This is a genomic window from Halomonas sp. C22 (assembly GCF_007655045.1).
Classification (GTDB): Bacteria; Pseudomonadota; Gammaproteobacteria; order Pseudomonadales; family Halomonadaceae; genus Vreelandella; species Vreelandella hamiltonii.
This window is the reverse complement of sequence record NZ_VBVC01000001.1, coordinates 252,715-266,183: the sequence shown is the minus strand read 5'-3', so window position 1 is coordinate 266,183 and position 13,469 is coordinate 252,715. Positions and strand designations below refer to the sequence as shown.

Genomic DNA, 13,469 nt, shown 5'->3' with positions numbered 1-13,469 from the left:
CGGTGGGTAAGATGCGCTATTTGGCGCAATAATCGCGACCATAGGAGAACGACCATGTCTCAACATGAAGCAAAACGCCGGTTACTCAGCCGTTTGAGCCGTCAGTTTGGCTACACGGCTCCCGCCCTCGCGCTGGTAGCGAGCGGTTTGGCGTTTCAAGCCCACGCTGATGAGCCGACCGACAGCATGACTAACGTTCAGCAAGCCCCCATGATGCTAGCGGAAGGCGGTGCTGAAGGCGGCGGTGAAGGCGAACGACCAGAAGGTGAAGGAGAAGCCGAAGGCGGCGCTGAAGCCGGTTAACACTGTACCGACTGCTTAATCCGTTGTGCTGAGCTGGTGCTTCGACCAGCTCAGCTTATGAGGAGCCTTCGCTATGCCCGTGACATCGCTGCCCGTCTCAAAATGCCAATTTCCCTGCCAACCGTTGGTTGAAGAGAACACGCTCTCGCTCACACAGCTGCAGTCGCTCGTGGCCTCTCTTGCTAGCACGTCGTATAGCCAACTATTTGGCAGCCAGTCAGTGGGAAAACATGTTCGCCACATCATAGAGCACTACCAAACGCTGCTGGCGGGATATGCTAACGCGCCCCATGTGGACCAGATTGATTATGAGCAGCGCCCACGAGAAGAGGCACTAGAAGAGAACCCAGCGGCAGCCGCCAATACGATTAACGCGCTACGAAGCGCTCTTCACGCATTGAGTAATAAGCCCACGGATACCCCCTTGATACTGAACTATCCCGTTGGCCATGAGGGCCATGCGTATCCGCTCGCCTCTAGTTTAGGAAGAGAGTTGGCGTTTCTTACCAGCCATACGGTGCATCACATGGCACTGATTCGCTTACTGTGCGACTCCCTGAGTGTCACGGTACCTAAAGACTTTGGTGTTCACCCCTCCACGCTGCGCCATTGGCGGCAACACGATCATTAAATAGCGTGTTACCAAGCAGTGATCGCGTACCGCCATGGCACCGAAGTGCCATGGCGCTCTATCCAGTCTCCTTACCCATAAACACAATGCGTTGCATTGGTCTGGCCGATCATTTGGTAAATATCCATATCGGTGACCGGCTCAGCATCTTCCTCTTCAGACGCATAGAGCGAGGAAAGTGACCAAATCTGGTCGTCTGATTGCTCGAACCACTGGTTCACCTTGTCGGCATCTAATAAAGCCAGCTCGTCTTCCGCTATTAACGACTGAGAAAGCAGCAGCGCCTTCAGCGTTTCCATGTTGGCTTGTTCATCGTCAAGGGTGTTGAACACCTGCACGACCACATCACCCTCTTGGCCACGGCCTACCTTAATAGGCTCATCAATGATATTGACCTGCGTTCCCGTAGGCACGTTATCGAAAATTGAGCCAATGTCTTCCGGATACATCCGTATGCACCCTCGGCTGGCCCGCATGCCAATGCCGTCGGGTTGGTTGGTACCGTGGATTAAATACCCAGGTATATCCAACAAAATAGCATGCTCACCCAGCGGGTTATCTGGCCCAGGCGGCACCACGGCGGGTGCGGGTTCGCCGCGTGCCGCCGCCTCTTCACGCATGGAGCGCGGCGGGTACCAAGCAGGATTTTCAAGGCGCATGGTCGTTTGTGTGATACCCAATGGCGTATCGTAGCCATCACGACCGATACCTATAGGATAGGTCTCCACCCAAGGGGTTTCCCCTTGAGGCACATCTGGATAGTAATAGAGCCTTAATTCCGCCACGTTGATGACGATGCCCGTGCGTGGCACATTGGGCAGAATGTGTTGCCTTGGAATGGTGACAGCCGTCCCTTCCCCAGGCACCCAAAGGCTCACCTCGGGATTGGCTGCACGGATCTCTTCGTAGCCCACTTTGTGCGTTCGTGCGATATCAATCAGCGTGTCTTCTTCATTAGCAAGCACTTGATAGTATTGACCGATGACATCGCCACTGTCAGGCAGCGGATAGTGGTGATCGGGCACCGTCGTTTCCTCTGCACTCACCCATATCGGCCACGTCAACACGCTCAGTAATGCGGCGTTACGTACCGCCGCGACACCCTGTTTCAACATCACTCTTTTTACCTTCTGACGCATAACAGCACTCATTGTGTTACCTCCTTAACATTGGCAGCAGGCTGATAACGTGACCACAGCATTAACCCCAGCCCCCCTACTATCATCGGTAGCGTAAGCGCATGACCCATGGTGACCCAGTCGAAAGCGATAAACCCAAGATGGGCATCGGGCATACGCACAAACTCCACCGCAAAGCGGAATACGCCATAGCCGAATAGAAATGCCCCGGATAGCAATCCCCTTTGACGAGGACGACGTGATAACCAGAAGAGCACAACAAATAGCACCACTCCTTCTAGCAGCATCTCGTATAGCGCAGAGGGATGGCGTGGCTCAGGCCCTAGCTGCGGGAAGATCAGCGCCCACGGCACATCCGTCACACGGCCCGGAAGCTCTTGATTAATAAAGTTGCCCAACCGCCCAGCGCCTAAGCCAATGGGCACAAGAGGAGCCACAAAGTCAGCGATATCGATAAACGCCAGTCGCTTTTTGCGCGCAAAAAAGAGCGCTGCCGCGATCACGCCAACGAGGCCACCATGGAAGCTCATGCCTCCATCCCATACCTGGAATACCCACAGCGGGTCGCTTAACCACTGCTCAATGCCATAGAACAGGGCGTAGCCCAATCGGCCGCCAACAATCACGCCAACAGCGCCATAAAAAATCAGATCACTAATGTCATCTTTACTTAGGCCCAAGTCGTCGGCACGCCAACGTCCCAACCACCATGCAGATAAGAACCCCACCACATACATTAATCCGTACCAATGAATCACCAGTGGCCCAAGCGCCACGGCAACGGGGTCAATCTCCGGATAGTCCATTGCTTTCTCCGTTTTTCTAACAGGCATACCGTGATATCACGGGGTATCCCCATGAACGCCAAGCGGTATGAAAAAGCGTTTAAGGTGCTAGAAAGACAAGAAAAAGCGGGGAGGTTTCTCTAATTGCTCAGGAAGGGATTGCGGGTAAGGCACCTTCATCAACCCTTGTGGGGAAGGTGTTAGCACAGGGCCTGACATCGCGCAGGCACTCGCAGGTGCAAAGGGAGAACAGGAGGCGTCGGTATGCTCGGCGGCCTGCTCTAAGGCAGAGAGAGAAAGACAGTCGGCGTCAGCCACACTAGACACTGACACAGACGCATCGACTAAGCAGCTGCCTTTGACAATGCTGCTCACACTGGCTCCTGATAGCATAACGATGACCACCATCATCATGGCAGCCAGTTGCTTAGCTAGTCCGTTACGCATTTTTCGCCATGTCAGCCAACCTTCGATGTCTAGCTACCAGTGTCTTTTAGCCATGCCCTCTTTACCCAAGCGAGCAAACGCGAGTGAATGTTTTTACCACAAAAAGAACAGTCAGTCCAAAAGGAGACTTTCAGCTCAAGTCTAAAAGCCGCCCTACTTCTCTAAAACCTGCGGGTCTACCTATTACAGTGCCCGTCTGCCTCGTCTGCGAAGCGTTGCTGTGCGTGCACCACATACGCCGCCAAGGCCGCTAGCTCTTCAGAATCCCAAGGGAGTGGGTCCGCTGCCATAGGCGCTACCATGCACAGTTGAACCATTTCGTCGGCATGAACGGTCTCCATGCCAAACATGTTGGTTCCCATGGCGACGGGATGAGGAAACGGCTGCTGAAAGCTCGTTTGAAAACCGACATCGCCTTTTGCGCCATGGCAGCTTGCACATGAAAGTCCATTGGTGCTCAGCGAAACATCGTTAAAAAGCGCTTCGCCGCGCTCAATGAGCGATGCCGGGTTATCGCCACGCTCATCATACTGCGGCGTATAGCCGTCAGGCCTTCTCACCAACGCTGCTTTAGGGTGTGAGGCTGCCTTCCCTTCCCCTTCTGCTTCGGCTTCCCCCTCTGCTTCTGCTTCACCTTCTGCCTCGGCTTCGGCTTCGGCTTCTGCCTCGGGGCTTGCCTCCGCCGAGCGGTGGCTGCTCGCCAACATGACGCTTTTAGATGACGCCTCTTCTGCCAAAACGGTTTGTTGCGCCGTGAATGTTTGGAACATAACGCCGCCTGCTACCAAGGCAATGGCAGGGGCAGAGTAGCAAAGCTGTTTACGCAGACGGTCAAGCAATTGGCTACGTAGATCACGATCTCGGCGCATAGCGATCACCTGTCGATAGAATTGTTATTGGAGCATGCGCTTCTCTGTGATCGAGCTATAAACATCCTTACACACGTCACTCAAAAAAGAGCATTGCCTTTTTTGAACCGAATGTTCCATAATCTAACAGCGCTCAGGCATGACACCTTACGTGATGCCTTCACCGATTATTCATCGTACAGAAGGAGGTTGTAATGGCTGATTTTCCGCTTCACACCACGGATAGTGCTCCTGAAGCTGCCAAAGCCAACTTGCAGGCTGCCGAGAAAAGAATGGGCTTTTTGCCCAACATTTTTGCCAAGATGGCAGAAGCACCTACCCTGCTGGAAGCCTACCTCACGCTTGATGGCATCTATGCCAAAACAAGCTTGAGCCCCGTCGAGCAACAAGCGGCTTTGCTGGCCATCAGTGCTGATAACCAATGCTCTTTTTGTGTCGCAGCTCATACGGGCGGTATCAAAAAAGCAGGCGCGGATGATGAATTAATTAAAGACTTACGCTCTCGCAAGACCCCCAACGACGCGAAAATTGCGGCGGTGACCCGTTTTGCTCGTCATCTAAACGCACAACGCGGTTGGGCAGAACAAACAGAAATCGATGCCTTTTTAGAAGCGGGTTTTTCGCACCAGCAAATCTTAGAACTGGTCATTGCCTGTGCGTTAAAAACGCTGTCTAACTACACGAACCATGTCGCTGGAACACCACTTAACGAAGAGCTAAAGCCACTTGCTTGGAAAGCTGACACTTAAATCGATCTCTGTGGCCGCCACAGCGGCCACTTCGATAACCGTTCTCTAGGGATACACCTGACGATGACGCTGTTACCTATGGATGATCACATCGCCGCCCTGCGACCAAAACTTATTTCCTTTGCACGGTTACAGCTACGAGATCACACGGCAGCGGAAGACATTGTTCAAGATACGCTCATCACTGCGATTGAAAAACAAGACACCTTCAGCGGCCGGTCTGCCTTTGAAACATGGGTGTTTGGGATTTTAAAAAACAAGCTTCTTGAACGAATACGATACGAACGCCGCTACATTTCATGGCAAGACGAAGAGTATAGCGACGAAGACTCCTTCGAGAACTTGTTCAAAGAAAATGGACGATGGCAAGCCGCCAGCAAACCTAAGTCCTGGGGTGAGCCTGATCAAATGTTAGAAAATGCGGCTTTCTGGCAATTGTTAGATACCTGTTTAATCGCCCTTCCTGGCAACACAGCCCGTGTTTTTACGATGCGCGAACTCATGGATCTCACCACGCAAGAAATTTGCCAAATACTTTCGCTGAGTGAAGCGAATTGCTGGGTCATCTTACATAGAGCAAGGCTCAAATTACGTGCTTGCATTGAAAAAGGCTGGTTAATAGAGAAATGAAGAAGACGTCAAAAAAGGCAAACAAGCCGCTAAAGAAAGGCATCAAATTCCGCAAGCTGATGCGCAAATCAGCCATCCTTCTCGCCTTCTTGGCGGTCCCCATTGCTTGGCTAATCGCTAACGAACAGTCGGCTCGACAAGAATCAGACTTGAGCATCCTGGGAAGTGGTCAGCCGGTGGCGGTACAAGTGCATGATCACAGCTGCCCACTGTGCCAACGTCTCAGAACGAATGCGGAGCAAGCGCTGAACGAAATGGAGCAGCCTCCAGCTTGGCGCATTGCAGATATCAACACCACCAGTGGTGCCGATTTTGCGCATCGATACGGAGTGGGCCACGTCACGATTCTTCTCTTTGATGGGAAAGGAAATCGCCAGCAGACCATCGAAGGTGTTACTTCCTCACACGATTTACGTAGTGCTTTCGAAAAGCTTATGCAATCGAGCCACTAGAGCCAAACATACTTATCTGATTAATTTAAATATTATGGTAAGGTAAGACACCAAAAATACACAAAGTCAACCTAAACAAGCATCTTCCCAATACACCATAAAAAACTCGATGGAGGACACAGGTATGATGATGTGTAGAGAAGCCACTCGACTAATGTCACTGAGAATTGAGCAGCCACTAACATTTCAACAGAAAGCTCAGCTAGCACTGCATCTTTCAATGTGTGGAGCATGTCGTCTCTGTGACAAGCAGTTTCGTTTTCTACACGACTCATTCAATCGCCACCCCAGTAAACATGGCGACATTAATAACAAGTAAAGTGTAAGCATCCAGCCACTAACAAGTGACTAGATGCTTACACTTTTAATGATATATTACCCATACAGCCCATCACCGAATTCATGCGTCAAGTCGATAACGCTAGTATCATCAAGCCTTCCTGTGAGCATATTGAACATAGAACCTGCATACACTCTCTTACGAAAACGCCCCCAATGAAGGGGGCGTTTGGCGTTCTAGACTAACGCCAGGGTCTTACGCAAACACCTCAGTCCACTCACCGCGCTTGGCCAGCAGGTTACGCGCCAGTTCCTGGGCACCTTCCAGGCTGTGGCTGGCGGCCCAGCCGCACTGCATCTCATTGCAGGCAGGCACTTCGGTAGCGGTCAAGACGTCGTTGAGCGTCTGCTCGATGATCGACAGCACGTCGTCGTAATCGTCGTGGTTGATCAACGCGATGTAGAAGCCGGTCTGGCAGCCCATCGGGCTGATATCGACGACTTTATCGGTATGGTTGCGCGACAGCTCTGCCATCAAGTGCTCCAGGGAGTGCAGCGCAGGCATCTCCATGTGCTCCTTGTTGGGTTGGCAGATACGCAGGTCGTATTTGTGGATACGGTCGCCGTGCTGGCCTTCCTTGATATCGGCCAGACGCACATAGGGGGCCTTCACCTTGGTGTGGTCCAGGTTAAAGCTTTCGACGTTCATCTTTTTTTCGGTCATGTTGGCTCCGTAGTCGCTCTCGTTCGCGGGGCTATTCTACACGTTGTGCACTCATGACACCTTGGGGGCATCGAAATTCCACGGCTCATCGGTGTAGACACATACGTTGGCGTCTTCGATGTCGCCATCCGGCGACTCGACGTGCTGGGCGAAGAATTCCTGGATCTCTTTACGCTGGCAATGCGCTTCGAACTCTTCACGGCTGGCCCAAATCTCGTGGAACACGATGGGGTAGCTGGTGCCTTGGGCAAACGGGTTATCGATCTGGCGAGTCACTGTGTACAACAGGCAAGCATCTTCACGATGGGCGTTGGGCTCAAGACTTTGCAGTGCCTTGAAGACCGCTTCTTCTTTGCCTGGCTTGGGTTTGAAGCTGGCAGTGCAATAGATTTTTTTCGACATGCTGTCTTCCAGATAGGGGGAATCACGACTCATTATGCGACCAGGATGTGCAGATACCAACCTATGGCACCATACGATCAGCCAACATTTCCAGATCAGACACCGTCATATCCGGCTCGCCACCCCAGGGGTCGAAGGGCGCATCCGATTGGCGGCGCACCCAAACACTGCGCAGGCCCGCTTGCGTGGCACCAATCACGTCAAAGGCGTTGCTTGAAATCAACCAGGTATTTTCTGGGCGCGCTTCAAGCTGACTGCGTAAATAAGCGTACACGGCGGGGTCGGGTTTGAAGCGTTTGATATCGTCCACACTCACCACCGCATCCATATGGCGCTGCACGCCTGCACGGCTCAAGAGCTGGTTCACTGCGTCTGATGTGCCGTTAGAAAACGCCACGCAGCGAATCCCTGCATCGCGCAGCTGGTCCAGCGCAGGCACTACATCGGGGAATGCGGGCAGTTCTGTATACACGGCCATCAAGTGGTCGTGATCGTTATCGGATAGCCCGGCTTGCAGCGCACGGTTCGTAAATACCAGCGCTTCGCGAGTACAGTCAGAAAACGGCACGTAGGCCCCCATTAACCCGCGGCGAAAGCTGTATTCCAGCTGTTTTTCGCGCCAACGCTTGGCGAACTCAAGCGCTTGTGAGGTATCTTTCAAGCGTCGTTCCAGCTCAACGGTGACGCCCTGAGTGTCAATCAACGTGCCGTATACATCAAAGGCGAGTACCGGTTGCATGGTGAGCGTCTCCTCAACGATCAACGTTCTATTGTCTATTTACACTGTCCAGCTATTCACACTGTTCAGCATAGACGCCACGATCAAAAACAAAAACGCCGCTGCATCGGCAGCGGCGCTTAAACGGATAAAGCAGGCGATTAAACGGTAAAGGCAGCTTCTTGCTGACCCGTTTTCAGATCACCCGAGCGCACCAGCTCATCGGTCACGCGGTCGATGGCACGCTTGGCACGGCCAATCATCTCGTCTACTTCTCCACGGTTGATGATCAGCGGCGGCGCAAAGCCGAGGATGTCGCCCTGGGGCATGGCGCGGGCAATCAGGTTCTCTTCCATGGCCGCAGCCGCGACGCGCGGGCCAACTTTCAGCACGGGGTCGAAGTGCAGGCGCTGCTTGGCATCCGGTGAGAACTCCAGCGCCGCCATCAGGCCAACGCCGCGCACGTCGCCCAGCAGCGGGTGACCTTCGAAGGTGGCTTTCAGCTGCTGCTGAAAGTAAGCGCCGGTTTCTGCCGCGTTGCCCACCAGATTCTCGCGCTCGATGATATCCAGATTGGCAAGGCCAGCAGCACAGCCCAGAGCGTGGCCGGAGTAGGTCCAGCCGTGGCCGATGGGGCCGAATTCGCCGGTGCCCTGCTCCAGCACTTTCCATACCTTGTCGCCGACGATGACGCCGGACAGCGGCTGGTAGGCACTGGTCAGGCCTTTGGCGATAGTGATCAGGTCAGGCTTCATATTGTAGTGGTGGCTGCCGAAGTCGGAGCCGGTACGGCCAAAACCACACACCACTTCGTCGGCAATCAGCAGCACGTCGTACTTGTCCAGTACCGGCTGAATCGCTTCCCAGTAGCCTTCCGGCGGCGGCACGATACCGCCAGTGCCAAGTACCGGCTCGCCGATGAAGGCAGCCACGGTGTCCGGCCCTTCCTCCAGAATCATGGCTTCCAACTTGTCCGCGCAGTAGGCAGAAAATTCGAGCTCGGTCATGCCATGCTGCTCGGCGGCACGCAGGTAGTAGTGCGGCGCTTCGGTATGGCGAATGGTATCGATGGGCAGGTCGAAGTGGTCGTGGAACGCCTTCAGGCCAGTCAGCGAGCCAGACGCGATGCCTGAGCCGTGGTAACCGCGCATGCGCGAGATGACCTTTTTCTTCTGCGGGCGGCCCAGCACGTTGTTGTAGTAACGCACGATCTTGAGCTGGGTTTCGTTGGCATCAGAACCCGACATGCCGTAGTAGACCTTGGACATGTTGAGGCCTGCGATTTTCAGCACGCGCTCGGAAAGCTCGATTTGCGGCTCGTTGGAGTGGCCCACGTAGGTGTGATAGTAGGAGAGTTCCAGCGCCTGTTTATAGATCGCTTCCGCCACTTCGGTGCGGCCATAGCCGATGTTGACGCAGTAAAGGCCCGCAAAACCATCGATGAACTCGCGGCCATCCTTGTCCACGATGTGGATGCCTTTACCGCCGGTAATCACGCGGCCAGGCAAATCACCATGGGCAAAATCACGCAGGTGCGTAGAGGCGTGGAAGGTGACTTTGCGGTCGCGTTCGATCAGATCCTGATGCAAGCTCATAATGCTCTCTCTGTACGATAAACCTCCCCACAGTTGGGGAGGATATTTTATCTTTGGTGACTGACTTAATGATGGGCACCTCGCGGTGCCTTCGCCCGGCAGAGCCGGCCTCCCACAGAGCCCATTCAAGCGCCTAACGGGGGTTGTGGGAGGGCGCTTCAGCGCGCGATGCTGTGGCTCCCAAACCTAGCTACCCGACACCGAACCCAGCGCGCCCAGGCAGTAGTACTTCGTTTCCAGATACTCGTCGATCCCCGTCGCGCCACCTTCACGGCCAAGGCCGGACTGTTTGACGCCGCCGAAAGGCACGGGCGGCCCGGTCATCTTCACCGAGTTGACGCTCACCATGCCGTACTCCAGCGCGCGCATCAGCTTCCAGATGCGGCGAATATCATGGGTGTAGATATACGCGGCCAGGCCATACTCGGTGTCGTTGGCCATTTCGATGACTTCGTCGTCGCTACTATAAGCGGTAATGCCAGCCACCGGGGCAAAGTTCTCTTCCCGCCATACCTTCATTTTTGGCGTCACACCGGTCAGTAGTACCGGCATGAAGAAGTTGTCGCCCGGCGCTTGGCTTTGGTCGCCTGCGATCAGGGTGGCCCCTTTCGAGATGGCATCATCGACAATCGCAGCCGCTTTTTCGACCGCTTGGCGGTGAATCAGAGGGCCAAGATCCACTTCGCCGTGCAGGCCGTTGCCTACGGTGAGTGCCGCCATGCGCTCGGTGAACTGGGCAACGAACTCATCGTGAATGGATTCGTGTACCAGAATACGATTCGCGGCAAGGCAATCCTGCCCGGCGGTTTGGAACTTCGCGGCCACGGCAGCGTAGGCCGCTTCTTTGGGGTCCATATCCGGCCCGACGATAAACGGTGCGTTGCCGCCCAGCTCCAGCGAGAGCCGCTTCACGGTGTTCGCGCTCTGCTCGATAAGCAGACGGCCAACACGGGTGGAGCCAGTAAACGAGAGTGCACGAATACGCGGTTCGCTGCACAAAATCTTGGAGACTTCCGCAGGCTCGCCTAGCACTACGTTGAAGATGCCTTCGGGAATGCCCGCTCGCTCGGCGAGTTCTGCCAGCGCCAGCGCCGAGAACGGCGTTTCGTTGGCGGGCTTTACAATCACCGGGCAACCTGCGGCCAGCGCGGCGGCGGCCTTGCGGGTGATCATCGCCAGCGGAAAGTTCCACGGCGTAATCATCGCAGCAATGCCCACCGGCTCTTTAATCGTGCCGAGCGATGCATTGGGAATGTGGCTCGGGATGGTCTCGCCGTAGGTGCGCTTGCCCTCTTCCGCGAACCAGCGCACAAAGCTTGCGCCATACTCCACTTCGCCACGAGCATCGGGCAGTGGTTTGCCCTGCTCCAGGGTCATGATGGTAGCGAGGTCTTCGCGGTTGGCTTGAATGAGGTCGTACCACGCCAGCAGACGTTCGCAACGCTCATCGGCGCGCAGCGCCCGCCAGTGGACGAATGCCGCTTCAGCCGCATCCACCGCCGCCGTGATTTGATTCGCTTCCAGCAGCGGAATATGACCAATGGCTTCGTTGGTTGCCGGGTCGTACACGGCCTCTTCACGGCCACCTTCGCCATGGGTCCACTTGCCGTTCACATAAGCGTACTGACGGAACAAGCGTGGATCTTCCAGGCGTTTCACAAGGGCAGTGGATAGTGTGGTCATGACTCTTCTCCAGGAGGCTGCCACGACGCTGAGAGCAGGTAGTGGCAACGACCGTGACGCTACAAGAAAGGGGGGTTCAGCTGCCGCTCTGCGGGCTTGCTGCAATGCCTGTAGCGTAAGGGAGATAGCCCACGAAGTGTTTTTGAAAGTGAACGTTTAAACGCGGGATTTTTTTGTGGAACGGGCATTTTCACGCGTTTTTTTTGGGTGACGCACGTCCTGCCATATAACTTGTACAAGAATATAAAATATTGTGGCAAATGATGGCTGCCGCCTTCTGTCAGGGCGATTCTGACGTAATATGAGATCTAGTCACGCACCTGAACTTGCCGCTGGCCTCTGCTTGCCGCTCAAGAGATAACGCCGTGTATCGACTTGCCTACTTTAAGCAGCTCTCCGAGCATATCGGCCACCTGACCGTTCGCGAACGCTACGATCAGGATCGCCATGAGACACGGCTGCGCTCGATGAAAATGCTCACGGGCTGGCTCGCGCTGTTTTATTTTTCGTACACATTGGTGGATATCTACTTGCTCCCCGATATCGCCTTGCGCTCTTTGGCGATGCGCTTTCTGCTGATGGGGCCCGCCACCCTTCTGCTATTTTCCTATTATCGACGTCCCGTGCCCATCCGCCAGAAAGAGCTGGCCGGGGTACTGGTGGTCTGCTTGGGCACGGTGGTGTGGTGCGCCATTTTATTGGGTTCACAAGACCCGGACGTGCTGGGCTACTTCTACGCAGGGCTCGTCTTTTTGCTGGTGATTACCATCGTCTCAACACCGCCCTTCGAATATAGCCTTTATGGTTCGCTGTTCATCTTTACCTGCCTGTACAGCACGATATTCTTCTTGCCTGGGGCTCATCCTGACTATGTGATGAACCACCTCTCCTTGGGCGTTCCGGTGCTAGTACTCTCGCTCATGGCAAACTATCGATTCTCATCCGAATCATTGCGGCTTTACCTTGAAAACACACGCGTGGAGCAGCTGCGTACCGAGTTGGCTGCCCGGAATGCCGAACTGGAGAAAATGACCTACCTGGACCCCCTGACCGGGCTTGCCAACCGCCGGGGACTGGTGCGCTTTGCCTCCACCTTGACGCAGCCTGATACGCCACTGGCAGTCGCTGTCATCATCGTCGATGTGGATCACTTCAAAGCCTTCAACGACTTTTACGGTCATTCCGAGGGGGACCGCTGCCTACGCGCGGTGGCAGGTGCGCTTCAGGCAGCCTGTCAGGGCAGCGGTATCGTCTGCCGGTTTGGTGGCGAAGAATTTCTGGTATTGAGCTGCGAACACGCCACCGTGGCCAACGCCGTGGCGCTGGCCGAGCGCATTCGACTGAAAGTCGCTCATCTAGGAGTGGCTCATGCCCCGACCACCGAGGGTAAAGTGACCGTGAGCGTGGGAGTATGCGCAGGCTCTGTGGCCCCTGATACACACATTGACAGGCTCATCAAAGCGGCCGACGACGCGCTGTACGAGGCCAAGCGTGAAGGCCGAAATCGCGTCAGGTCGGGCACGCTCGCCAGCCCTGGCAGTAACGTCTCTCCTGACGAGACCATTGGAACTCAGCCAACCTTATAGCGGGCTGCACAAATCACTATCGATGGCGATGGACTGGCGTTTGACGGTTTTGGTGACGATATAGGTGAAATAGCGTTCGATCCCCGCCTCGGATACCAGCCACTTGTCCATTAGCCGCTGGTAGCTGTCGATGGTGCGGGCCTCGAACTTCACCAGATAATCGACGCCACCGCCCACGGCCACACATTCGGTGACCTCGGGGGTAGCCATCACGAGCGCTTCAAAACGGGCAAAGCTTTCGGCGTTGTGCTGCTTGAGCTCGATCTGCACCCACACGGGGTTGCGCGGCACCAATACCTCCGCATTGATGCGTGCCGTGTAGCCTTCGATCACACCCGCCTTCTCCAGGCGCTTCACCCGCTCCCAACAGGGGCTGACCGAGAGATTGATCGCCTCGGCCAGCTTCGACTTGGTGATCCGCCCGTCCCGGGAGAGGATATCGAGGATTTTTAAATCATAGCGATCCAGTTTCATCAT

16 protein-coding genes are annotated in these 13,469 nt (G+C 55.0%); 7 read left to right on the top strand and 9 right to left on the bottom strand.

Going from position 1 to position 13,469, the window contains the following annotated elements; genetic code table 11:
• Positions 1-54: 54 nt before the first annotated feature.
• On the top strand, positions 55-303 hold the full coding sequence (locus FEU76_RS01290) for a hypothetical protein (RefSeq protein WP_144979706.1): 249 nt from the start codon (positions 55-57) through the stop codon (positions 301-303).
• A 73-nt stretch (positions 304-376) separates the two neighbouring features.
• A complete protein-coding gene (locus FEU76_RS01285; protein WP_144979703.1) occupies positions 377-934 on the top strand; it encodes a DinB family protein in 558 nt (185 codons plus the stop codon).
• A gap of 71 nt (positions 935-1,005) precedes the next feature.
• Here the strand turns inward: FEU76_RS01285 and FEU76_RS01280 are convergent, their stop codons facing one another.
• From FEU76_RS01280 to FEU76_RS01270, 3 genes are all read right to left on the bottom strand, one after another.
• Positions 1,006-2,085 (bottom strand): L,D-transpeptidase family protein, encoded by a 1,080-nt coding sequence (locus FEU76_RS01280; RefSeq protein WP_144979700.1) that lies wholly within the window; start codon positions 2,083-2,085, stop codon positions 1,006-1,008.
• Positions 2,082-2,879 (bottom strand): prolipoprotein diacylglyceryl transferase, encoded by a 798-nt coding sequence (lgt, locus tag FEU76_RS01275; RefSeq protein WP_144979697.1) that lies wholly within the window; start codon positions 2,877-2,879, stop codon positions 2,082-2,084. Before lgt ends, FEU76_RS01280 begins: the two co-directional genes overlap by 4 nt.
• 602 nt (positions 2,880-3,481) lie before the next feature.
• Positions 3,482-4,174 (bottom strand): c-type cytochrome, encoded by a 693-nt coding sequence (locus tag FEU76_RS01270; RefSeq protein WP_144979694.1) that lies wholly within the window; start codon positions 4,172-4,174, stop codon positions 3,482-3,484.
• Between the two features lie 194 nt (positions 4,175-4,368).
• Between FEU76_RS01270 and FEU76_RS01265 the strand changes: the two genes are divergently transcribed.
• From FEU76_RS01265 to FEU76_RS01250, 4 genes are all read left to right on the top strand, one after another.
• Positions 4,369-4,923 carry a carboxymuconolactone decarboxylase family protein gene (locus FEU76_RS01265; protein ID WP_039175545.1) on the top strand — a complete coding sequence of 185 codons (555 nt, stop codon included), beginning with the start codon at positions 4,369-4,371 and terminating at the stop codon, positions 4,921-4,923.
• Positions 4,924-4,986: 63 nt separating this feature from the next.
• The gene (locus FEU76_RS01260; protein WP_039175543.1) at positions 4,987-5,553 is read left to right on the top strand and encodes a sigma-70 family RNA polymerase sigma factor; all 567 of its coding nucleotides are present in this window, start codon (positions 4,987-4,989) and stop codon (positions 5,551-5,553) included.
• Positions 5,550-6,005: a thioredoxin domain-containing protein gene (locus FEU76_RS01255; RefSeq protein WP_039175542.1), complete on the top strand. Its 456-nt coding sequence runs from the start codon at positions 5,550-5,552 to the stop codon at positions 6,003-6,005. Before FEU76_RS01260 ends, FEU76_RS01255 begins: the two co-directional genes overlap by 4 nt.
• A 109-nt stretch (positions 6,006-6,114) precedes the next feature.
• Positions 6,115-6,324, top strand: a complete 210-nt coding sequence (locus FEU76_RS01250; RefSeq protein ID WP_313955424.1) for a zf-HC2 domain-containing protein — start codon at positions 6,115-6,117, stop codon at positions 6,322-6,324.
• 216 nt (positions 6,325-6,540) lie between these two features.
• Here the strand turns inward: FEU76_RS01250 and FEU76_RS01245 are convergent, their stop codons facing one another.
• The 5 genes from FEU76_RS01245 to FEU76_RS01225 all read right to left on the bottom strand — a co-directional run bounded on the left by FEU76_RS01245 (position 6,541) and on the right by FEU76_RS01225 (position 11,406).
• Positions 6,541-7,008: an S-ribosylhomocysteine lyase gene (locus tag FEU76_RS01245; RefSeq protein WP_039175540.1), complete on the bottom strand. Its 468-nt coding sequence runs from the start codon at positions 7,006-7,008 to the stop codon at positions 6,541-6,543.
• Positions 7,009-7,059: 51 nt separating this feature from the next.
• Positions 7,060-7,410 carry a putative quinol monooxygenase gene (locus FEU76_RS01240; RefSeq protein WP_016916271.1) on the bottom strand — a complete coding sequence of 117 codons (351 nt, stop codon included), beginning with the start codon at positions 7,408-7,410 and terminating at the stop codon, positions 7,060-7,062.
• A gap of 61 nt (positions 7,411-7,471) precedes the next feature.
• The gene (locus FEU76_RS01235; protein WP_096921391.1) at positions 7,472-8,149 is read right to left on the bottom strand and encodes a haloacid dehalogenase type II; all 678 of its coding nucleotides are present in this window, start codon (positions 8,147-8,149) and stop codon (positions 7,472-7,474) included.
• Between the two features lie 140 nt (positions 8,150-8,289).
• Entirely contained in the window at positions 8,290-9,723 is a 1,434-nt protein-coding gene (locus FEU76_RS01230) for an aspartate aminotransferase family protein (RefSeq protein ID WP_144979688.1), read from the bottom strand.
• A gap of 186 nt (positions 9,724-9,909) precedes the next feature.
• Entirely contained in the window at positions 9,910-11,406 is a 1,497-nt protein-coding gene (locus tag FEU76_RS01225; protein ID WP_096921392.1) for an NAD-dependent succinate-semialdehyde dehydrogenase, read from the bottom strand.
• Positions 11,407-11,771: 365 nt separating this feature from the next.
• On the opposite strand from FEU76_RS01225, the gene FEU76_RS01220 reads away from it, so the two are divergent.
• Positions 11,772-12,992, top strand: a complete 1,221-nt coding sequence (locus tag FEU76_RS01220) for a GGDEF domain-containing protein (protein ID WP_144979685.1) — start codon at positions 11,772-11,774, stop codon at positions 12,990-12,992.
• Here FEU76_RS01220 and FEU76_RS01215 read toward each other — a convergent pair.
• On the bottom strand, positions 12,987-13,469 hold the full coding sequence (locus FEU76_RS01215) for an Lrp/AsnC family transcriptional regulator (RefSeq protein WP_096921394.1): 483 nt from the start codon (positions 13,467-13,469) through the stop codon (positions 12,987-12,989). The genes FEU76_RS01220 and FEU76_RS01215 overlap by 6 nt on opposite strands.

Coding starts and splice junctions, on each gene's coding strand:
- FEU76_RS01290 (WP_144979706.1), top strand. CDS start 55: ATGTCTCAACATGAAGCAAAACGCCGGTTACTCAGCCGTTTGAGCCGT.
- FEU76_RS01285 (WP_144979703.1), top strand. CDS start 377: ATGCCCGTGACATCGCTGCCCGTCTCAAAATGCCAATTTCCCTGCCAA.
- FEU76_RS01280 (WP_144979700.1), bottom strand. CDS start 2,085: ATGAGTGCTGTTATGCGTCAGAAGGTAAAAAGAGTGATGTTGAAACAG.
- lgt (WP_144979697.1), bottom strand. CDS start 2,879: ATGGACTATCCGGAGATTGACCCCGTTGCCGTGGCGCTTGGGCCACTG.
- FEU76_RS01270 (WP_144979694.1), bottom strand. CDS start 4,174: ATGCGCCGAGATCGTGATCTACGTAGCCAATTGCTTGACCGTCTGCGT.
- FEU76_RS01265 (WP_039175545.1), top strand. CDS start 4,369: ATGGCTGATTTTCCGCTTCACACCACGGATAGTGCTCCTGAAGCTGCC.
- FEU76_RS01260 (WP_039175543.1), top strand. CDS start 4,987: ATGACGCTGTTACCTATGGATGATCACATCGCCGCCCTGCGACCAAAA.
- FEU76_RS01255 (WP_039175542.1), top strand. CDS start 5,550: ATGAAGAAGACGTCAAAAAAGGCAAACAAGCCGCTAAAGAAAGGCATC.
- FEU76_RS01250 (WP_313955424.1), top strand. CDS start 6,115: ATGGAGGACACAGGTATGATGATGTGTAGAGAAGCCACTCGACTAATG.
- FEU76_RS01245 (WP_039175540.1), bottom strand. CDS start 7,008: ATGACCGAAAAAAAGATGAACGTCGAAAGCTTTAACCTGGACCACACC.
- FEU76_RS01240 (WP_016916271.1), bottom strand. CDS start 7,410: ATGTCGAAAAAAATCTATTGCACTGCCAGCTTCAAACCCAAGCCAGGC.
- FEU76_RS01235 (WP_096921391.1), bottom strand. CDS start 8,149: ATGCAACCGGTACTCGCCTTTGATGTATACGGCACGTTGATTGACACT.
- FEU76_RS01230 (WP_144979688.1), bottom strand. CDS start 9,723: ATGAGCTTGCATCAGGATCTGATCGAACGCGACCGCAAAGTCACCTTC.
- FEU76_RS01225 (WP_096921392.1), bottom strand. CDS start 11,406: ATGACCACACTATCCACTGCCCTTGTGAAACGCCTGGAAGATCCACGC.
- FEU76_RS01215 (WP_096921394.1), bottom strand. CDS start 13,469: ATGATGAAACTGGATCGCTATGATTTAAAAATCCTCGATATCCTCTCC.